This is a genomic window from Streptomyces actinomycinicus (genome assembly GCF_016741775.1).
GTDB classification, from domain to species: domain Bacteria; phylum Actinomycetota; class Actinomycetes; order Streptomycetales; family Streptomycetaceae; genus Streptomyces; species Streptomyces actinomycinicus.
This window is the reverse complement of record NZ_JAERRK010000004.1, coordinates 252,053-271,622: the sequence shown is the minus strand read 5'-3', so window position 1 is coordinate 271,622 and position 19,570 is coordinate 252,053. Positions and strand designations below refer to the sequence as shown.

The 19,570-nt window shown below is 73.0% G+C and carries 13 protein-coding genes and 2 pseudogenes; 8 read left to right on the top strand and 7 right to left on the bottom strand.

Annotated features, from left to right (window positions below; translation table 11 throughout):
- The first annotated feature begins 292 nt into the window (after positions 1 to 292).
- The 3 genes from JK359_RS10780 to JK359_RS10770 all read left to right on the top strand — a co-directional run bounded on the left by JK359_RS10780 (position 293) and on the right by JK359_RS10770 (position 5,963).
- Positions 293 to 661, top strand: a complete 369-nt coding sequence (locus JK359_RS10780; RefSeq protein ID WP_201834345.1) for a hypothetical protein — start codon at positions 293 to 295, stop codon at positions 659 to 661.
- Positions 662 to 837: 176 nt separating this feature from the next.
- Positions 838 to 4,686: an nSTAND1 domain-containing NTPase gene (locus JK359_RS10775; protein WP_201834343.1), complete on the top strand. Its 3,849-nt coding sequence runs from the start codon at positions 838 to 840 to the stop codon at positions 4,684 to 4,686.
- A gap of 413 nt (positions 4,687 to 5,099) precedes the next feature.
- Entirely contained in the window at positions 5,100 to 5,963 is an 864-nt protein-coding gene (locus JK359_RS10770; protein ID WP_201834341.1) for a C40 family peptidase, read from the top strand.
- Positions 5,964 to 6,014: 51 nt separating this feature from the next.
- On the opposite strand, the gene helR is transcribed toward JK359_RS10770, so the two are convergent.
- Together helR and JK359_RS10760 are read right to left on the bottom strand one after the other, a co-directional pair.
- Entirely contained in the window at positions 6,015 to 8,165 is a 2,151-nt protein-coding gene (helR, locus tag JK359_RS10765) for an RNA polymerase recycling motor ATPase HelR (RefSeq protein ID WP_201834339.1), read from the bottom strand.
- Positions 8,166 to 8,239: 74 nt separating this feature from the next.
- Positions 8,240 to 8,440: pseudogene (locus JK359_RS10760) on the bottom strand (glycosyltransferase); the annotation flags it as partial.
- A 238-nt stretch (positions 8,441 to 8,678) separates the two neighbouring features.
- Between JK359_RS10760 and JK359_RS10755 the strand changes: the two are divergent.
- Entirely contained in the window at positions 8,679 to 10,004 is a 1,326-nt protein-coding gene (locus JK359_RS10755; RefSeq protein WP_307788053.1) for a lanthionine synthetase LanC family protein, read from the top strand.
- A gap of 119 nt (positions 10,005 to 10,123) precedes the next feature.
- Here the strand turns inward: JK359_RS10755 and JK359_RS10750 are convergent, their stop codons facing one another.
- Entirely contained in the window at positions 10,124 to 10,600 is a 477-nt protein-coding gene (locus tag JK359_RS10750) for an SRPBCC family protein (RefSeq protein ID WP_201834337.1), read from the bottom strand.
- Positions 10,601 to 10,836: 236 nt separating this feature from the next.
- Between JK359_RS10750 and htpG the strand changes: the two genes are divergently transcribed.
- Positions 10,837 to 12,747 carry a molecular chaperone HtpG gene (gene htpG, locus JK359_RS10745; RefSeq protein ID WP_201834335.1) on the top strand — a complete coding sequence of 637 codons (1,911 nt, stop codon included), beginning with the start codon at positions 10,837 to 10,839 and terminating at the stop codon, positions 12,745 to 12,747.
- Between the two features lie 246 nt (positions 12,748 to 12,993).
- Here htpG and JK359_RS40355 read toward each other — a convergent pair.
- A pseudogene (locus JK359_RS40355) lies at positions 12,994 to 13,094 on the bottom strand (IS5/IS1182 family transposase); the annotation flags it as partial.
- A 101-nt stretch (positions 13,095 to 13,195) separates the two neighbouring features.
- Between JK359_RS40355 and JK359_RS10740 the strand changes: the two are divergent.
- Complete coding sequence (locus tag JK359_RS10740) at positions 13,196 to 13,669, top strand: RICIN domain-containing protein (protein ID WP_201834333.1); 474 nt, start codon at positions 13,196 to 13,198, stop codon at positions 13,667 to 13,669.
- A gap of 86 nt (positions 13,670 to 13,755) precedes the next feature.
- Here the strand turns inward: JK359_RS10740 and JK359_RS39820 are convergent, their stop codons facing one another.
- Positions 13,756 to 14,502 carry a LodA/GoxA family CTQ-dependent oxidase gene (locus JK359_RS39820; protein WP_307788052.1) on the bottom strand — a complete coding sequence of 249 codons (747 nt, stop codon included), beginning with the start codon at positions 14,500 to 14,502 and terminating at the stop codon, positions 13,756 to 13,758.
- Positions 14,503 to 15,081: 579 nt separating this feature from the next.
- Between JK359_RS39820 and JK359_RS10730 the strand changes: the two genes are divergently transcribed.
- Positions 15,082 to 16,251: a carboxylate-amine ligase gene (locus JK359_RS10730; RefSeq protein WP_201834331.1), complete on the top strand. Its 1,170-nt coding sequence runs from the start codon at positions 15,082 to 15,084 to the stop codon at positions 16,249 to 16,251.
- Between the two features lie 129 nt (positions 16,252 to 16,380).
- On the opposite strand, the gene JK359_RS10725 is transcribed toward JK359_RS10730, so the two are convergent.
- Together JK359_RS10725 and JK359_RS10720 are read right to left on the bottom strand one after the other, a co-directional pair.
- Positions 16,381 to 16,599 carry a hypothetical protein gene (locus JK359_RS10725; protein WP_201834329.1) on the bottom strand — a complete coding sequence of 73 codons (219 nt, stop codon included), beginning with the start codon at positions 16,597 to 16,599 and terminating at the stop codon, positions 16,381 to 16,383.
- A gap of 244 nt (positions 16,600 to 16,843) precedes the next feature.
- On the bottom strand, positions 16,844 to 18,361 hold the full coding sequence (locus tag JK359_RS10720) for an MFS transporter (protein WP_201834327.1): 1,518 nt from the start codon (positions 18,359 to 18,361) through the stop codon (positions 16,844 to 16,846).
- Positions 18,362 to 18,744: 383 nt separating this feature from the next.
- On the opposite strand from JK359_RS10720, the gene JK359_RS10715 reads away from it, so the two are divergent.
- Entirely contained in the window at positions 18,745 to 19,557 is an 813-nt protein-coding gene (locus JK359_RS10715; protein WP_201834325.1) for a maleylpyruvate isomerase family mycothiol-dependent enzyme, read from the top strand.
- Positions 19,558 to 19,570: the final 13 nt, after the last annotated feature.

The following is a 19,570-nucleotide window of genomic DNA, read 5'->3' as shown; positions in this document are numbered from 1 at the left end:
GGACGAGGCACCGACCCCACCGCCGTTCCGCGGCTCCGCAGCCCCCACCGCCAGGCACCGACCCTCACCGCCAGGTGCCGGCCACAGGGCCCGCCACCGTCCCCATGCCCGCCGCGGCCCCCGGCCGGTTGCCCACGCCCTCCCGCTCCTCCTGCTCAGCCACGGTTTCCCACCCGGGCAGGGCGATGGGCGACGGGAAACCCGTCGACCGCGGCGGGGCGCGGCCGCAACGCTGGTGCCGTCAGCACCGAGCACGACCTGCGACGACGCAGAAGAACTGCAAGGGGGAACCATGCGCAAGACGATTCGCGGGGCTGCCGCGTTCGCCACCGCCGCTGCCGCCGTGATGGCCATGACCGGCGCGGCGCACGCCAAGCCGGCGGCCGACCCGTGGGCCGGCTGCCCGGACGGCGCCGTGTGCGTCTACCCGCAGAACCAGAACCCGGCCCAGTCGCCGAGCCTGGTCTTCTACAGCTACGGCCCGCACAACCTCAGCAACCAGTTCGGCCGCCACTGGGTCCTGAACAACCAGTACGGCGGTGCCACCGCGAGCCTGTGCACGGGCTACAACGGTGCCGGCTGCGGCGCCCCCATCGCCGAGGGCACGGGCGTCTACGCCGACCTCACTCCGATCAACTCCATCACCCTCAACCGGCCGTAACCCCACCTTCGGCCGGCGGAGGGGCCACGGGGGGAGCTTCCGGAACCGCAGCCGCGGTTCCGGAAGCTCGTTTTCGGTCACTCCCCACCCTTGGCTGGGCCACGTGTCCCACCCCGGCAGTAACCTGGGCTCCCGCCGTCTCACGGCCTGGGCAACGCTTTGCCATGGGGGACGCCTTGGGGGAGCCGCAACAGGGAGCCGACACCGGCGACCGCAACGAGAACGACGGGGAACGGACGGCGCCGACCACGCCGTCCTTCCCCGCACAACTACGACGACTGAGGCAGCAGCGCGGCCTGTCGCTCGCCGACCTGGCCAGACAGACCCACTACAGCAAGGGCTATCTGAGCAAGATCGAGACCGGTGCGAAACGGGCCACCCTCGACGTGGCCCGCCGCTGCGACCAGATCCTGCGGGCCGAGGGCGCGTTGCTGCGGCTGGTCGCACCGCCGCGCCCGGCCGAACCGGACGACGGCAACGATGTCACCGGCCCCGCCTGCCCGTATCCGGGACTGTCCGCGTTCACCACACAGGACGCCGGCCGGTTCTTCGGCCGGGAACGGGCCACGGCCGCGCTCGTGGAACGGCTCTTCGGCCGGATCGGCGAAGGGCCGCTGCTGCTCGTCGGCCCCTCGGGCGCAGGCAAGTCGTCCCTGCTCAACGCCGGTCTCGTGCCCGCACTCCGGCGCCCCGGCGGCTTCCCGATGGCCGGCGCCGGCCGGTGGCCGGTCGTCACCCTCACACCGACCGCGCACCCGCTGGACGAGCTGCTGGAACGCACCGCCAAGGCCCTCGGCGGCGACCTGGATCTCACCGCCGCCCAGCTGGGCGAACAGCCCGAGGCCCTCCTGACGGCCGTACGGACCCGCACGGAGCCGACGCCGGCCGGGCAGCGGCCACCACCACCGCCCCGGCTCGTCCTGCTCGTCGACCAGTTCGAGGAACTCTTCACCCTCTGCGCCGACGACACCGAACGGCGCACCTTCGCCCGCGTGCTGTGCACCCTGGCCGCCCCACCGCCGTCACCCGCCCACGACCCCGCGGCGGTCGTCCTCGGCGTACGCGCGGACTTCTCCGGCCGCTGTCTCGAACTGCCGGAACTCGCCCCCGTCTTCACCGACGGCCTCTACGTACTGCCCCCGATGACCACCGCGGAGCTACGGGAATCCGTCACCCGGCCGGCCGAACTGGCCGGCGTCACCCTCGACCCCGGCCTGCTCCCGGTGCTGCTGCGGGACGCCGGGCTGACCGCGGAACCCGGCGCGCAGACCGTTCCCTCCGGCGCGCTCCCGCTGGTCTCCCACGCACTGCTGGCCACCTGGCGCCACCGCGAGTCCGGGGCGCTGACCGTCGCGGGGTACGAGAGCACCGGCGGCATCCAGGGCGCCGTGGCACGCACCGCCGAGGACGCCTTCGCCCAGCTGTACCCCGCCGAGCAGCAGACCATCCGGCGCATCCTGTCCCGGCTCGTGCAGGTCTCCGACGGAGCCGGCGCGACCCGGCGCCGGGTCGGCCGTACCGCCCTCATGACACAGCTCGCCGACGCGGAGGGCGCCGGCACCGCGCTCGACGTCTTGGTCCGCGCCCGGCTCGTCACCGTCGACAGCGACAGCGTCGAGATCACCCATGAGGCCCTGCTGCACAGCTGGCCCCGCCTGCGCACCTGGATCAGCGCCGACCGGGCGGGCCTCCTCGCCCGTCAGCAGCTCGCCCACGCGGCAGCCGCCTGGGAACGCGAGGGCCGCGACCCGTCGGCGCTCTACCGGGGCGCCCGGCTGGACACCGTGCGCACCTGGGCCGGGGACGCGGACGGCCTCGGCCCGCTCGGTCCCGTCGAGGACGCGTTCCTGCGCGCCAGCCAGGCGGAGGAGGAGACCCGGCAGCGCCTGGCCCGTCGTCAGTCCCGGCTGCGACAGGCGATGGTGGCCACCCTCGTCGTTCTGCTCGGCTGCGCCCTGGCCGCCGGCGCTCTCGCCTACCGGCAGCGGGCCGACGCGCTCGCCCAGGAGCGCCTCGCCCGCTCCCAGGCACTCGCCGTCCGGTCGACCCTGCTGGCCGGGGGCCGCCCCGAGGCATCCATGCTGCTCGCCGCCGCGGCCTACCGCACCGAACCGACCGCCACGGCCCGCGGCGCCCTGCTCAGCACCCAGGCGGAGCCCTTCGCGGCCCGGCTCGGCGGACACCGCGGGCCGGTCAACGCGGTCGCCTTCGCGCCGGGCGGCCGGCTGCTGGCCACCGGCAGCTCGGACGGCACGGTCCGGCTGCGCCGGCTGACCGACCACCGGACCACCGCGACGCTCACCGTCCCCGGCCGGATCCGCGCCGTCGCCTTCAGCCCGGACGGCCGTACCCTCGCCGTCACCTCGTCCCTGGGACCCGTACGGCTGTGGTCCCCCGGCCGCTCCGCCCGCGCCACCCCCCTGCCGGCGGCGGACACCGGTGGCGCCCGCGCCGTCGCCTTCACCCCCCACGGCCACACCCTCGCCGTCGCCACCACCGACGGAGCCGTCCAGCTCTGGGACACGGCCGGCACCCCCCGGCGGAAGGCCCGCCTCACCGGCCACTCCGGTCAGGTCGACGCACTCGCGTTCGCCCCCGACGGCAAGCTGCTGGCCTCGGCCGGCGCCGACCGGACCGTACGGCTGTGGGACCCGCGCCGGGCCGAGCAGGTGGCCGTCCTGCACGGTCACACCGACGAGGTGCTCGGCCTGGCGTTCGCGCCCGACGGCCGGAGCCTGGCCAGCGGGGGAGTGGACCGTACGGTACGACTGTGGGACGTCGACGGGCGGCGGGCGGCCGCCGTGCTCACCGGGCACAGCGACGACGTCAACGCCGTGGCCTACACCCCCGACGGCACCACCGTGATCAGCTCGAGCGGCGACAGTACGACCAGACTCTGGGACGTCCGCAGCGGACGGCTCGTCACCACCCTCACCGGACACACCGACTACGTGATGTCCGTCGCCGTCGACCCCACCGGCACGCTCCTGGCCACCGGCGGGTTCGACCAGTCCGTGGTCCTGTGGGACCTGCGCGGCAGGAGCCTGGCCGCACACCCGTTCACCGAGGTCTCCGCCGTCACCTACCGCCCGGACGGGCGGCTGCTGGCCACCGCCGACGCCGACCACACCGTACGCCTGTGGGACCCCGCCCGGCGCGACACTACGACGACCCTGGAGAGCCGGCAGGGAAGCGTCACCACGGTCGCCTTCGCGCCGGACGGTCGCACCCTCGCCTCGGCCGGCTCCGACGGGACGGTGGTCCTCTGGGACCTCGCGGCCCATCGTCCGAGCGCCGTGCTGCACGGCCACCACGGAGCCGTGTTCGCGGTGGCGTTCGCGCCGGACGGCCGCACCCTCGCCTCCGCCGGTGCCGACCGCACCCTTCGCCTCTGGGACGTCACCGGCCACCACCCGCTCGCCGTCCTCACCGGCCACGCCGACTACGTCAACGCCGTCGCCTTCAGCCCCGACGGCCGGACACTGGCCAGCGCCGGCGACGACCTGACGGTGCGTCTGTGGGACGCGCGGACGCACCGGCCGCTGGCCACGCTGACCGGCCACACCGGCGCGGTCCGGGGCGTCGCCTTCGACCCCGGCGGCCGCACCCTGGCCAGCTGCGGCAACGACGGCACCGTACGCCTGTGGGACGTCCCACGGCACCGCCCCCTCGGCTCGCTGACCGGCCACACCGGCTCGGTGCGCGGACTCGCCTTCTCCCCGGACGGACGGCTTCTCGCCAGCAGCGGCAACGACCGGACGGTACGCCTGTGGGACGTGCCCGGCCGGCGGCCCTGGGCCACGCTCACCGGTCACACCAACGCGGTGTGGGGCGTGGCCTTCGCACCCGACGGCCGGACCGTGGCGAGCAGCAGCAACGACGGCACGGTCCGCATGTGGAGCCTGGACGTCGGGGCGCGGCTGGCGGACGTCTGCCGCATGGACAGAACCATGGACCCGGCCACCCGCCACACCCTGCTCCCCGGCGAGCCGGCCCTCCACACCTCCGCATGCCCGCGCCACTGAACGACCGTGCTGCGTCGGCACGTCAGCGCCACTGAACGACCGTGCTGCGTCGGCACGTCAGCGCCACTGAACGACCGTGCTGCGTCGGCACGTCAGCGCCACTGAACGACCGTGCTGCGTCGGCACGTCAGCGCCACTGAACGACCGCGCTGCGTCGGCACGTCCGCGCCACTGAACGTCCTGCGCACGTACGCACGTACGCACCGCCGGGCGTCCCGCCGGCGGTCTCCGCACGCCCCTGCCGCCGGACGGCCGCCCTGCCGGGCCGGGGTTTCCCGAGGGTTTCCCGTTGCCCGTCCCGGGAGGTCCGCCCGGCGGTCTCGACCGGCGCACCCCGGCCGGGAAGCCTGTGCACCAGACCGTCTCGACCCACCCCGACCGCAACGACCAGACCAGGAAACGGGGGTCCCGGCATGCTCAGGCGAACCGGAGCCATCGCCACACTCATCACCCTGCTCACCGCGCTGTTCCTCACCCCGTCCGCGATCGCCGCACACGGGCCGGCCAGGACGGCGGCCGGCGACTGCGGCGTCCTCGCGCCGGGCGCCTCCACGGCGGCCGAACGGGCCGTCGACGCAGCCTGCGCACAGGTCGCAGCCGGTACCTGGTACACCTGGGGCGGCGGCCACGGGGCCCGGCCCGGCCCCACCTACGGCACGGTGGACCCCACCGACCCGGCAAGCGAACACGACCCCGAACGCCTCGGCTTCGACTGCTCCGGCCTGGTCCGGTACGCCTACGCCCAGGCCACCGGCGCCGACATCCTCAACGGGGACGCGAGCACCCAGTACTACACCTACCGCACCGCCGACCGCTTCACCGCGGCGGACGGCCTCGCCCCGCTGCGCCCCGGCGACCTGCTCGCCTACGGCACCTCCGCGGACCTGCACCACATCGCCCTCTACCTCGGCGCCGGCAAGATGGTGGAGGCCCGGCAGTCCGGAACCAAGCTGATGGTCAGTGACGTCCGCCTCGGCGGAGACTACTTCGGGGCCGTCCGCATCAACACCGCGACCGTGGAAGGCCCGGTCTTCCGCACCTGGGGCACCGGTGTCTGGACCAAGGCGGAGCCCTCCCTGCGGGCCGCCCGCGTCTACGCCTTCCCCGGTCCGACCACCATCCGCGTCGCCTGCCAGAAGCACGCCGAGGTCGTCACCGCCGAGGGCTACACCAACGACGCCTGGTCCTACCTCCCCGACTACCACGCCTGGGTCACCAACATCTACATCCAGGGCCCGGCCTGGCTGGACGGCGTCCCGACCTGCACGTCCGAGTGACGAGCACCCTCCCGCCCGGGACCGGAGGAGGACCGGGCAGGGAGGCCGCCGTCAGCAGCTGGTGAGGACGACCAGTTGCCGGGTCGCCCGGGTCATCGCGACATAGCGGTCCACCGCCCCTTCGACGCCCTCGCCGAACTTCTGCGGATCGACGAGGACGACCAGGTCGAACTCGAGGCCCTTGCACAGTTCCGGGGGCAGTGACCGGACACGGGGCACGGCCCGGAAGGCGGGGTCGCCGATGACGCAGGCGGTACCGTCGGCATGCGTGGCGAGCCAGCCGTCGACGACCGCGCGGAGGTCGGAGACGGAGCCGTGGACCACGGGCACGCCGTTGCTGCGGATGGAGGCCGGCACGTTGGCGTCCGGGAGCACGGCGCGGATGACCGGCTCGGCCTCCGCCATGATCTCCTCCGGCGTGCGGTAGTTGACCGTCAGCGAGGCCTGGTCGATCCGGCCGAACCCTGCTCGCCCGAGCCTTTCCCGCCAGGACTCCGTGAACCCGTGCCGGGCCTGGGCCCGGTCCCCGACGATGGTGAAGCTCCGGGACGGGCAGCGCAGCAGCAGCATCTGCCACTCCGCGTCGGTCAGTTCCTGGGCCTCGTCCACGACGATGTGCGCGAACGGCCCGGCGAGCAGGTCCGGTTCCGCGCCGGGCAGCGCGGCCTCGTCGACCAGGGTGTCCTTCAGATCCTGCCCGAGCAGCATGGTCACCGCTCCCTCCCCGTCGTCGTCGGCCGCGAGCACGTCGTCGATCACCCTCGCCATGCGCGCGCGTTCGGCGGCGACGGACGCCCTGCGCCGCCGCTCACGCGCCTCCGCCGTCGGATCGCCGAGCCGGTGCCGGGCCGCGTCCAGCAGCGGCAGGTCCGACACCGTCCAGGCCTGCGCGTCCGCGCGCTGCAGTCTGCGGACCTCGTCGGGACCGAGCCAGGGGGCACACATCCGCAGGTAGGCGGGGACCGACCACAGGTCCGAGACGAGGTCGGCCGCTTCGAGTAGCGGCCAGGCCCGGTTGAGGGTCCCGACCAGCTCCTTGTCCTGCCGCAGCGTCCTGCGGAACTGCTCGGGCGGGATGTCGTCGCCGTCGTACCTGTCCCGCACGATCGCGACCAGCTTCTCCCAGATCTGGTCACGCGCCTCGTTGTGCGGAGTGCCTGGTTCCGGCGCCTCGAACGCCTCCGCCCAGTCGTCGGCGGTCAGCCGGACGTCGGTCCAGTCGACGGTGACCGTCAACCCCTCGGCGGGCGGCTCCTCGTAGAACCGTACGGCGGTCTCGATCGCCTTCACCATCCGCGCGGACGACTTCAGCCGGGCCACCTCGGGATCGGCCTCGGCCGCCGCGCCGGCCCCCTCGGCGACCAGGTCCCGCAGGGTGCAGGTCTGCACGCCCTCCTCGCCGAGGCTGGGCAGGACGTCGGCGACGTAGGCCAGGTAGGGCCGGTGCGGACCGACGAACAGCACACCGCCCCGGCGGTGACCGAGACGCGGGTCCGCGTACAGCAGGTAGGCGGTGCGGTGCAGTGCTACGACGGTCTTGCCCGTGCCCGGACCGCCGTCGACCACGAGCGCCCCACGGGATCCGGCGCGGATGATGGCGTCCTGGTCGGCCTGGATGGTGCCGAGCACGTCACGCATCCGCGGCGACCGGCTGCTGTTCAGGCCGGCGATGAAGGCGGACTGGTCATCGAGCGCGGCGTGCCCGGCGAACCCGTCCGCGGTGAACACCTCGTCCCAGTAGTCGCTGATCCGGCCGCCGATCCAGCGGTACCTGCGGCGGCTCGCCAGCCCCATCGGATCGGCGTGGGTGGCGCCGAAGAACGGCTCGGCGGCGGGGGAGCGCCAGTCGATCAGCAGCCGGCGCCCCGTACTGTCGGTCAGGCCCAGCCGTCCCACGTACACGGGCTCGGCGTCGTCCACGCCGACCATGCGGCCCAGGCACAGGTCCAGTCCGTGCCGGCGCAGCGTGCGCAGCCGGCCGGTCAGCCGGTGCACCTCCACGTCCCGGTCCATCGCGGCCCGGCCGACCCCACCGGGCGCCCTGAGCTGGGCCTCGAGGCGTTCGGACACGTCCGCGATCGCCTGCTGCAGGCATGCCGCGACGGCCGCGAAATGCTGCTCGTCGCCGGCGATCAGCGCCGGGTCGGCCTTCGCGGCGAGTCGGCCGGGAAGGTCGAATGCACTGGTGGTCAAGGTGTTCATGAAGGCGGCTCCGTAGTGGGGTGACGTGCGACCGTCGGGTGCGGCGGGGCGGTTCACGCGGAAGGACGACCTGCCGGCGCCGCTTCGGTCAGGGCGCGCGCCGACGGGCCGGCCGGCACCAGCGCCACGCCGACCCCGGCCAGCCGCTGTGCGAAGTCCTCGTCGGGCGGCGCACAGACGCGGACCTCCGCGCCCAGCTCCCGCAGCCGCACGGCGAGTCCCGCCGGCGGTTCCACATCCCCGCGTGACCCATATGTCGACAAAAGCGCACGCATGGTTCGAACACCCCGTTTCCACAGCTTCCTGGCCTCGGCCGGCAATTCTGCGGGACGACGGGGGCCTTGCCGCAAGCCCCCGGGTGCGCTATAAGTTGATAGTGGCAAGGAGCGGATGAACTCCTTGCCATCGCTGTTTCCTGGCCCAGTGCCCGAAGTTGCCGGGCCATCGTCGAGGACCGGTTCGCGGAGCCGAAATCACATGTCCGTGCCCATCGGGCCGCTGTAGCGTGTCGGAGTGACGGCTGACGACGTGTACCGGGAACTGGGCGAGGCCGCCTGGTCATGGGTAATGGACCAGGTCCGTGAGGACGAAGGCCCCTGGCTGCCGGTGGAGGTTCCTGAGGACGGCCCCGGCACATCACCCGCGGAGGACCGCGACACGCTGTACGCGGGGATCGCGGGCCTGGCTCCGGTGCTGGCGGAGATCGCACAGTACCGGGAGCTGAGCGAGGGCGAACAGGCGCTGGCGGCGGGGATCGTGGCCAGGCTCTCGACGCAGGCGGAACGCCGGGTCGAACCGTCCCTGTACGACGGTCTGGCGGGCGACGCCACGGCGCTGAAGCTGCTCGCCCCGGGCCAGGAGTCGGTCCCTCTGCGACGACTGGCCGAGCTGGCGACCCCCGAAGGCTGGAAGACCACCCTCGAGTTCGAAGCGGGTTCCGACAGGCCGATCAACGACCTCGTCATGGGCACGGCCGGCGTGGTGCTCACGGCGATCTGGGCGGGCGGCGAGTTGGCGGAGCAGATCGCCACGACGGGCTGCGAGGCCCTGCTCGGGGTGGCGGACCGGACCACGGCGGGCCTGGACTGGGGGATCGTGCCCGGCTCCGAGTCGCGGAGCCCGAACTACTCGCACGGCACGGCCGGGGTCGCCGCGGCGCTGGCCGTGACGGGTGCGGCGCTCGGCCGCGAGGACTTCGTCGAGGCCGCGGTCCAGGGAGCCCGGCACGTCCTGTCCGTGGGCTCCCTGGCGGACGGCGGCTTCACCGTCCCGCACACGATCCCGCCGTCGACACGGGACGTGGAACCGGTGACGTACACCTGGTGCCACGGCCCGGCAGGCACCTCGCACCTGTTCACGGCGCTGTCCCACGCGGGTGTGTCCGAGGTGTCGGGCATCCCGGTCGGCGATCTGCGGGACCGCAGCCTGGCCTCGATCCTGGCCTCGGGAGTCCCGCAGCGGCTGCGCCCCGGCTTCTGGGACAACGACGGCCGCTGCTGCGGCACGGCGGGCGTGGGCGACGTCTTCCTGGACGCTGCGCAGGACTGCGCCGGCTCGGCACGAGCGGAGACCTTCCGGCAGGCGGCGCGCACGATGGGCGACGCACTGGTCGCACGGGCGGTCAGGGACGAGGCGGGCGCCCGCTGGCGCTTCCTGGAGCACCGCAGGAACCCACCGCTGCTCCCGCCGGCCACCACCTGGATGCAAGGCGCCGCCGGCATCGCCGCCTACCTCCTCCGCCTCACCCGCGTCCTCGGCACCGGCCCGAGCGCTCCGGTCGTGGACCGCCCGGACCAGTGGTGGGCGGTGCCGGTCCAGGTGCGCAGTACCGTGTCGTGACCGACCCTGAACCGCCGCGAGCGCGCCCGCAGCACCGGCCGGCCCCGGCGGGCACGGACGGTGCTGCGGGGGCTTCGGGAGTCGCCCGCCGCGACCCTACGCATCAGGAGCCGGGCCGGTCACACGGCCGGTCCCGCGCCCCCGGGACGGATGCGGCCGCGCCAGCTGCCGGACTCCGCGCCGCGTTCCTCGATGAACTGCTTGAACCGCTTCATGTCGCCCTTGACACGCCGGTCGATGGTGCCGATCACGTCGGCGACCTTCTCCGCCGCCCCCCTGGGCTCGATGTCCATCACCAGCTCCACCCTCGTGTGGGTCTCGTCCAGGGGCTCGAAGCGGACCGTGCCCTTCTGGTCGGTGTCGCCGCTGGTGGTGCGCCAGGTGATGCGCTCGTCGGGGAGCTGGTCGACGATCTCGGTGTCGAACTCGCGCCGTACTCCGCCGATCTTCGTCGTCCAGTGGTTGTGCCGGTCGTCCAGCTGGATGACCTCCTCGACGCCTTCCATGAAGTTCGGGAACTGCTCGAACTGCGTCCACTGGTTGTAGGCGGTGTGCAGCGGAACGTCGACGTCCACCGCTTCCTTGACCTTGCTCATCTGTGTGCCTCCGTTGTCACGTTCGACTGTCCGAAGGCCCGTCGGCCCGTCCGGCGGGCCGGGACCCGGAACCGCCGAGTACCCGGGCAGCGGATGGTCATGACCACTGGACCACGCAAGCCGCGTCGAGAGTCAGATCCAGCCACCTGCCTCACAATCCGGCCACCGCCCTGACGTGGTGTTTTACTGTGTCTGCCATCAGTTCCGGCGACAGGACCTGTGAGGTGTTCGCGAACATGCCGACCGAGACGTTTGAGTTTCAAGTAGAGGCCCGTCAGCTGCTTCAGCTGATGATCCACTCCGTCTACTCGAACAAGGATGTCTTCCTGCGGGAGCTCGTCTCCAACGCATCCGACGCACTGGACAAGCTGCGCCTGGAGAAGCTGTGGGACGACTCGCTCGACGCCGATGTCTCCGATCTGCACATCGAGATCGACGTCGACAAGGAGGCCCGCACCCTGACCGTGCGGGACAACGGCATCGGGATGTCGTACGACGAGGTGGGCCGGCTCATCGGCACGATCGCCAACTCGGGCACGGCGAAGTTCCTCCAGGAGCTGCGGGAGGCCAAGGACGCGGCCGGGGAAGAGGGGCTCATCGGCCAGTTCGGCGTGGGCTTCTACTCCGGCTTCATGGTCGCGGACGAGGTCACCCTGCTGACCCGCCGGGCCGGTGAGTCGCACGGCACGCGCTGGTCGTCGCGCGGCGAGGGCACGTACACGCTGGAGACGGCGGACGACGCGCCGCAGGGGACGTCGGTCACGCTGCACCTGAAGCCGGCCGACCCCGAGAACCAGCTCCACGACTACACCTCCCCGTGGAAGATCAAGGAGATCGTCAAGCGGTACTCGGACTTCATCACCTGGCCCATCCGGATGCTGCCGGAAGGGCCCGCCGCTGCCGGCGAGAGCGACGAGGCGCCCGCGCCCGAGACGCTCAACTCCATGAAGGCGCTCTGGGCGCGGGCGCGTGACGAGGTGTCCGAGGACGAGTACCACGAGCTGTACAAGCACATCGGCCACGACTGGCGCGACCCGCTGGAGACCATCAGGCTCCAGGCCGAGGGCACCTTCGAGTACCAGGCCCTGCTGTTCCTGCCCGCGCACGCCCCCCACGACCTGTTCACGCGGGACTTCAAGCGGGGTGTGCAGCTGTACGTCAAGCGCGTGTTCATCATGGACGACTGCGAGGCGCTGCTGCCGCCGTACCTCCGCTTCGTCAAGGGTGTCGTGGACGCGGCGGATCTGTCGCTCAACGTCTCGCGCGAGATCCTCCAGCAGGACCGCCACATCGAGATGATGCGCCGACGGCTGACGAAGAAGGTGCTGTCCACGGTCAAGGAGATGATGGCCAAGGACCAGGAGCGGTACGGCACGTTCTGGCGGGAGTTCGGCACCGTCCTGAAGGAGGGGCTGGTCACCGACTCCGAGAACCGCGACGCCATCCTCGCCGTCGCCTCGTTCGCCAGCACGCACCACGACACCGAGCCGACCACGCTGAAGAGCTACGTCGAGCGGATGAAGGACGGTCAGGAGGACATCTACTACCTGACCGGCGAGTCCCGGCAGAGCATCGAGAACTCGCCGCACATGGAGGCGTTCCGGGAACGGGGCATCGAGGTGCTGCTGCTCACCGACGCCGTCGACGAGGTGTGGGCCGACGCCGTCGGTGAGTACGAGGGCAAGACGCTGCGCTCCGTCGCCAAGGGCCGGATCGACCTCGGCGCCGAGGACGAGGACACCTCCGACGGCGAACGCGAGAAGCAGAACGAGGAGTACGCCGGGCTGCTCGGCTGGATGAAGGAACAGCTGGACGAGGACATCAAGGAAGTACGCCTGTCCTCCCGCCTCACCGTCTCCCCGGCCTGCGTCGTCTCCGACGCGCACGACCTGACCCCGGCCCTGGAGAACATGTATCGCGCGATGGGCCAGGAAGTGCCCAGGGCCAAGCGGATCCTGGAACTCAACCCGGACCACCAGCTCGTGAAGGGCCTCAACCAGGCGTACAAGGAGCGCGAGGACCACACGGAACTCGCCGAGACCGCCGAAGTCCTGCACGGCCTGGCGGTGCTCGCCGAGGGCGGACAGCCGAAGGAACCGGCCCGGTTCGTCAAGCTGATGGCGGACCGCCTGGAACGCGCGCTGTAGACCGGCTCCATCCCCTGGGTGCGGTGCACGACCCGACGAGGGCCGGCGCCTGCACCGCACCCGGTGACTCCGGTGGCTCTCCTCGCACGCGCACCCCGCCTGAACGGCACGCGGGCACCGCACGACTCGACGCCCGCGTGCCGTACGCGCCCGAGTCCGCGCCCTCCGGCGTCCAGCGCAAGATCACCGGCCTCGGCTTCAGCAGGGCCGGCAAGGCCGACAGGGTGGGGCGCAGCGCTGGTCCAGGAACGAGCCGAGTTCCTCGGGGAGGTCCCGCCGGACGCGATGGTCCCGAGCGTGCCGCGGTGATCGGCTCGGCGCCGTCCTCGGACCGGATCGGCCGGCATGAGCGGCTCGATCCGGTGGTTTTCCCCATTTTTCAGGTGTCGGCGATGGTGTTCGGGGATCCTGTCGACGTACCTGTGGAAACCACTGCAAGGAGACCCCAGTGCGCCGCCCGACCCGGAAAGCCTTCGCCGCCCTCGTCGCCGCAGCCGGCCTCGCCCTCCCCCTCCTCACCCCCGCAACCGCCTCGGCTGCCACCGCCACCAGCCGCTTCGCGAACTACCGCTACGGTGACTGCCTGCGCGAGAACTCCGAGACCGGCCTCAAGGGCGACCGCTGCAGCACCGGACGCGGCAGCCTCCTGTGGCAGTGGAACGGCCGCCTCAACACGAGCACCACTCTCAAGAACAACTTCTGGGGCCGTTGCCTCGACAGCAATGACCGGGGCGACGTCTACCCCCTGCGCTGTAACGGCGGCTCATACCAGAAGTGGCGCACCGCCCAGCCCGCCGCCCGCAGCGCCATCATGCTCCAAAGCGTCGGCACGGGCCGCTGCCTCTACCAGCAGGACAACGGCTACTACCGCACTGCCCGCTGCGACCGAGGCGCCCAGAACCAGCGCTTCACCATCGGCTGAACGGATCTCGCGACCGCTTCAGGACGCCGCCGGGCGAGCAGCTCTCGCCCACTGGGCGGTGTCTTCAAATGATCTCCAGCGGTGGATCACGGCCGAGTGACACGTCGCCATGAACCGTCGAGACAACTCCTGGTGGGCGGACCGGCTGGGGCTGCTGGTGTGGCAGCGTGCGGTCGGTTCGCCGTGGCGGCGTGCCCGGCGAGGGTGAGTGTGGCGGTGACGGGCCCGTCGGAAGTGTCGTCGCACCAGCCGTCGTTGTTGCCGAACGAGGCCAGCGGGGCGTTGAACGGTGCGGCGGAGTGCCCCCTGCCGCCGAGGACGACCAGCCGGCCCTGCGCGTCGGTGTGCATCGAGCCGAGCGGTACGTCGAGGGCATCGAGGAACCTGCCGCCGCTGAAGTCGACGGTCGCGGTGCTCGCTGCGTCGAGCACCTTGCGGCCCGGGTCGATGACCAGCTTGCGGCGGTCGACGCCCTTGTTGCGGCGGGCGACGCTCTTGCCGGCCATGGCGGGGATGTCCAGCGCGAGCCGGAACTGGTACCAGGCCGCCTTCCGGTTGGCCACGTGCACCGCCCACTCGATGCGTACCTCGGGGTCGGCCGTGGTCAGTTCCCGTACCACCCTGCCGTCGGCGGTGTAGCCGTAGATTGCGGTGGCGGCGCGCCGCCGGGGCTGCCACCTGGCAGGGCTGCACGGGGGAGGCGCGGACGGTCGGGATCGAGTCGAACTGCGGTGCGAGAAGCCGGGGCCGCCGGCCGGGCGGCGGATGCGGCTGGGGCGGGCGGATGCGGGGCGGACGGATGCGAGGCGGGTGACGACCGGCCGGCCGTGCACGCCCCGGCCGGTCCGCGTGCCGTTGCTCCGGAGCTGTTCCCGGCCGGGCCCGCTGCCGCGAAGCGTCGGGCGGGACCGGCGTCGCGGCAGGTTCCGGCTGGCCGGTGCCGCGAGGGGCACCGCGGCCGGGGTACGGCGCTCGGGGCGGCGTCCCTTGCGTCACGGCCGGATCGGTGCGCTCGGGGACGGCGGGCGGGGCGCCCCCGGACGGTCCTCTGTGCCGTGTGTGCCGGGTGTACGCGACCGGCCTGAACGATGCGGTGAGCGGTGGCGCCGGGTGTACGGCCGGGGAGTAGGAGGCATGCATGGGTCCGTCGTGTGCGCCGCGGAGAGGAAGGACTCAGGGTGACCGTCGGACCGGTGGCGTTCGGCTGTGCCTCGGCGTCGAAGGAGCCGGAGGCGCCCCCACCTGAACGGAACGGGCGGGAGGCCTGCTCGTCGCCCGCCCGCCACGCCGCCGGCCGCGGCCTTCGGCTCGCCCCGCCGTCCGTGCCGGTGGCGTGGTGACCGCTCGCAGTGTCCGTGCCGAGCCCGGGACATGAGGATGTCGGTGTCCCTCGTCTTCTGAAGGGGCTGGACGTGCCAGAGCCGTTTGAAGAGGTGACCCCTGCCGCCGCCGGCAGGCCCGCGTACCCGACGGAGGTGACCGCACCGCCGACCGTGGGCGTGGAGGAGGAGTTCATTCTGGCCGACCGGCGCAGCCGGACGGCCGTGCATCGCGCACCGGCCGTGCTGCGTGCCGCCCGGGGTCTGCTGGGCGCGCCGCACACCACGGCGGAGATCTCGCAGTGCCAGGTCGAGACCGTCAGCGCGGTGTGCCGTACGGCCGCCGAACTGGAGGCGGAGATCGTGCGGCTGCGCCGCGGTGCGGCTCTCGCCGCGGCCGAGTACGACTGCCTCCTGGTGCCCGGCGGCACCGCGATCCTCGGCACCCCCGGCCCGCCGCCCGTCCTGGACCAGCCCCGGTACCACGCTCTCATCCACCACTTCGGTGCCGTCGCCCACGACCAGGGCGTGAACGCCTGCCACGTGCACGTCGGAGTGTCCGACCGCGAGGAGGCCGTACAGGCGGTCAACCACCTGCGGAGCTGGATGCCGCTGCTGCTCGCCCTCACCGTCAACTCCCCCTTCTACGACGGGTCGGACACCGGTTACGAGAGCTGGCGCACCGCCGTCTGGAGCCGCTGGCCCTCGGCGGGACCCCCGCCCCACCTGCGCAGCGCTGCCCACTACGACCGGCTCGTCGACCAGCTCGTGGCCACCGGAGCGGCGATGGACCAGGGCATGATCTACTGGCACGTCCGGCCCTCGGTCCACGTTCCCACCATCGAGGTGCGCATCGCCGACGTGATGCCGGAGCCCACCGTCACGGCCTCGTACGCGCTGCTCGTACGCGCTCTGGTCGCACACGCCGTGGAGGCGGTGCGGGCCGGCGAACCCGCGCCCGAGACCCCGGACCTGCTGCTCAGGGCCGCCTGCTGGCAAGCCGCCCGGTACGGGCCGGCCGCTGCCCTGCCCGCCGCCCACGCGCGCGACTGCTCGCCCTCGCCCGTGGCACGCCAGGTGGACGAGCTGTGGAAACGGGTCGAACCGCAGCTCAGCCGCTACGGCGACGACCGGCTCGTCAGCGACTGGCTGAGCGACGTCCAGCATCGCGGGACCGGCTCCACGCGCCAGCGACATGTCGCGGCACAGCACGGAGGCCGCCTCCAGGCCGTGGTGGACGATCTCGCGGTCACCCTTCCCTGACCTGCCTCGGATAGCCGTACCGGACCCGCGCCGCGTGCGCTGCGCCACGGGGCCGGAGCGCGGGCGGCGCGGATCGCCCGCGCCGGCCGCGTCAGGCGCCCCGACGCCCGGCCGGAGGCGTGCGGCGAGTCACTGGTCCGTCTCGCGCTCCAGGACCCGGCGGGCCGCCTCGGCCTCCGCCGCCGGCGGGGACAGCTCGTCCAGGGTGTCCAGTTCGTCGTCCGATTCCAGTTCCCGTTCCCAGGCCGCCGCGAGCTGCTCCTGCTCCGTGCGCGGCTTCGCGCCGACGGTCTCCCGGTGGCCGGGGTCCAGCGCCGCCAGGAATCGTTCCACCGGGTCCGTCGACATGCATGCTCCTTGTCGCCGCTGAGGGGCCGCTCCCGGCCCAGCATGGCCAACCCCGCCCGCCCCGGCCCGCCCGACACGGCCCGGGACCACCCTGATGGCCCTGCGGCCCTCCCGCGGTTCCCGGCAGACCGTTCCCGGCCCGCGCGGGCCGGGTCGGGAGACACGACATGACCTGCTCCGGGGCGAGACCGGCGCCGAACCCGGCCGGTTGCGGACGGTGTGCCGGCGGCGCGCGTCCGGCGGCTCAGGTCTGCCGGGAGTGCACCGGGTCGTTGGCGACCTCCTCCGGGCACTTGCGGTGGGGGCGGCCCCGCGGGCGGTCGCGGTGCCAGTCGAACAGCGCGAGCGCCAGGGACGCGAGCATGCCGACAAGACCGGCGACCAGGGCGGTGACCAGTGCGCCGCGGTAGTCGTGGCTCCTGCCCAGGACCAGGTAGAACAGGCCGGGCAGCGCCGCCGTCCCGAGTGCCGCCCCGAGCCGTTGGCCGGTCTGCAGGGCGCCGCCCGCCGCGCCCGCCATGCTCACCGGCACGTCCCGCAGGGTCATCGTGATGTTGGGGGAGACCACGAAGCCGCCGCCGATGCCGCCGAGGAACAGGGCCGGGGCCGCGACCCAGGGAGCGACGGGGAGCGGGGCGAAGCGGAGCAGCAGCGCGGTGCCGCCCAGGCCGGCGATCACCCCCGCGAGACCGCACACGGTGAGCACGCGGCCGAGCCGTTCCACCAGCCGGCCGGCGATCACCGCCGCGCTCGCCGTGCCCAGGGCGAAGGGCGTCACGGCGAGGCCGGACCGCAGCGGCGAGAAGCCGAGGCCGCGTTGGTAGAAGAGGGCGAAGACCAGCCAGATCCCGCTGAAGCCGATGAAGTAGAGCGTGCCGATGCCGGCGCCGACGGCATAGCCGCGCACGCTGGTGAAGAGCCGCGGGTCGAGCAACGGCTGGGTCCCCCGGGCGACGAGGCGGTGTTGCCACCGGACGAAGACGGCGAGGATCACGGCACCGGCGGGGAACAGCCACCACAGCCGCCTGAGGCCCCCGGACTCCGCCTGGACCAGCGGATACATCAGGGCGAGGACGCCGAGCCCGAGGAGCAGCACGCCGGGCACGTCCACCTGGCCTCGCCCGCGGGTCGCGGTGCGGGGCAGCAGACGGCGGCCGAGCAGTACGGCGAGGATGCCGATGGGGACGTTGACGTAGAAGATCCACCGCCAGCCCTGGGGACCGGAGGCGAGGGCGAGGATGGCGCCGCCGGCGATCGGGCCGGCGGCGGAGCTGATGCCGACCGTGGAACCGAAGAGCCCGAAGGCGCGGCCCCGTTCGGCACCGCGGAACAGCTGCTGGATGAGCGCGGAGTTCTGCGGTGCCATGAACCCGGCCGCCAGGCCCTGCGCGAGCCGGGCCGCCACCAGCAGCCCGATGTCCGGGGCCGCACCGCAGGCCGCACTGAAGATCACGAAGCCGCTGAGGGACAGCAGGAAGATACGGCGCCGGTCCAGGGCGTCGCCGAGGCGGCCGGCGGTGACGAGGGCGAGGGCGAAGGTCAGGGCGTATCCGGAGACCACCCACTGCACCTGCGCCGGGGAGGCGTGCAGGTCGCGCTGGACGGTGGGCAGTGCGACCGCCACGATCGTCACGTCGAGAAGGCTCATGAAGCCGGCCACCAGGGTGACCCAGAGAGCACGCCACCGGTTCGGGTCCGGCTCGTACCCGGCCTCCTGAGCGCCCGCGTCCCGATCCCCTGAGGCCGACGCCGACGCTGTCACCCGGACTCCTCTCTCCTGGCGGACCAGGGCGAGTCAAGTTCCCTCGCCGGCCACGGGAACACATACCTCACGGCCCGCCACGGCAACCCCTGGCGACAGTGCCGGCCGGCGGCCGTCGCGCGCTCCGAAGCCCGGATGCCCGGCATCGCGGACACGGAACAGTCATCGACCTAAATTGTTGATATGAGCACACATCGTGCTGCACGGGCTCCGCAGCGTAGGCGCCCGGCGCCCCGTGCACGGCCCGTACGGCAGGGGCCGCCGGACCGGGACAGGCGCCGAGGCCCGGGACGGCGGGCAGCGCCGATTTGCCTTCGAGTGGACTCCAGCGTCCACACTGATCGCGACGGACTCCCCGGCGAGGACAGAAACGGTGGCAGCAGATGACGACGACGAGCAGGGCGGGGCATCCGCTGCCGTACGACACCTACCGTGAGGCGGTCGAGCAGGAGACCCGCCGCTTCGCCGAGGTGGTGAAGGGCGCCGACCCCGCGAGCACCGTGCCCTCCTGCCCCGACTGGACACTGGCCGACCTCACCCGGCACGTGGGCTCGCTGCAGCGCTGGTTCTGCGCTCTGCTGACCCAGCGGGTGCAGGAGCCTCCCCGCAGCCGCGATGTGGATCTGGGCCTGCCCGAACACGCGCAGGACTACGCCGACTGGCTGGTGGCGGGGATCCCCGCCGTGGCGGCCGTCCTGCGCGACACCGATCCCGGCGCGCCCATGTGGGTCTGGGGCGAGGACCGGCACGCCCGGTTCTGGGCCCGCCGGATGCTCTTCGAAACGCTGGTCCACCGCGTGGACGCCGAGCGTGCCGTCGGCCGGGCATCGGACCTCGACCCTGCCCTGGCGGCGGACGGCGTGGACGAGTTCCTGGTCAACCTGCCCTATGCGGGGCTCTTCGCACCCGGTGTGACCAAGCTGCGCGGCGGCGGCGAGACCGTCGCGTTCCGGTGCACGGACGTCGCTGGCGCGGCCGGCGAGGAGTGGCGGGTGCGGCTGGAGCCGGACGGCCTGCGCGTGCTGCCGCCCACCGGCGGCGACGCGGAGTCCGGGCCGCCCACGGCGGCGGTGCAGGGGCCGGCCGCGGACCTCCTGCTGCTGCTCTACGGCCGTCGCTCCCGCCATGAGGCCCCCTTCGACAGCTCCGGGGACGACTCGGTCCTCGACCGCTGGTTCACCCACACCGCCTTCTGACGCCGCCCCGCCG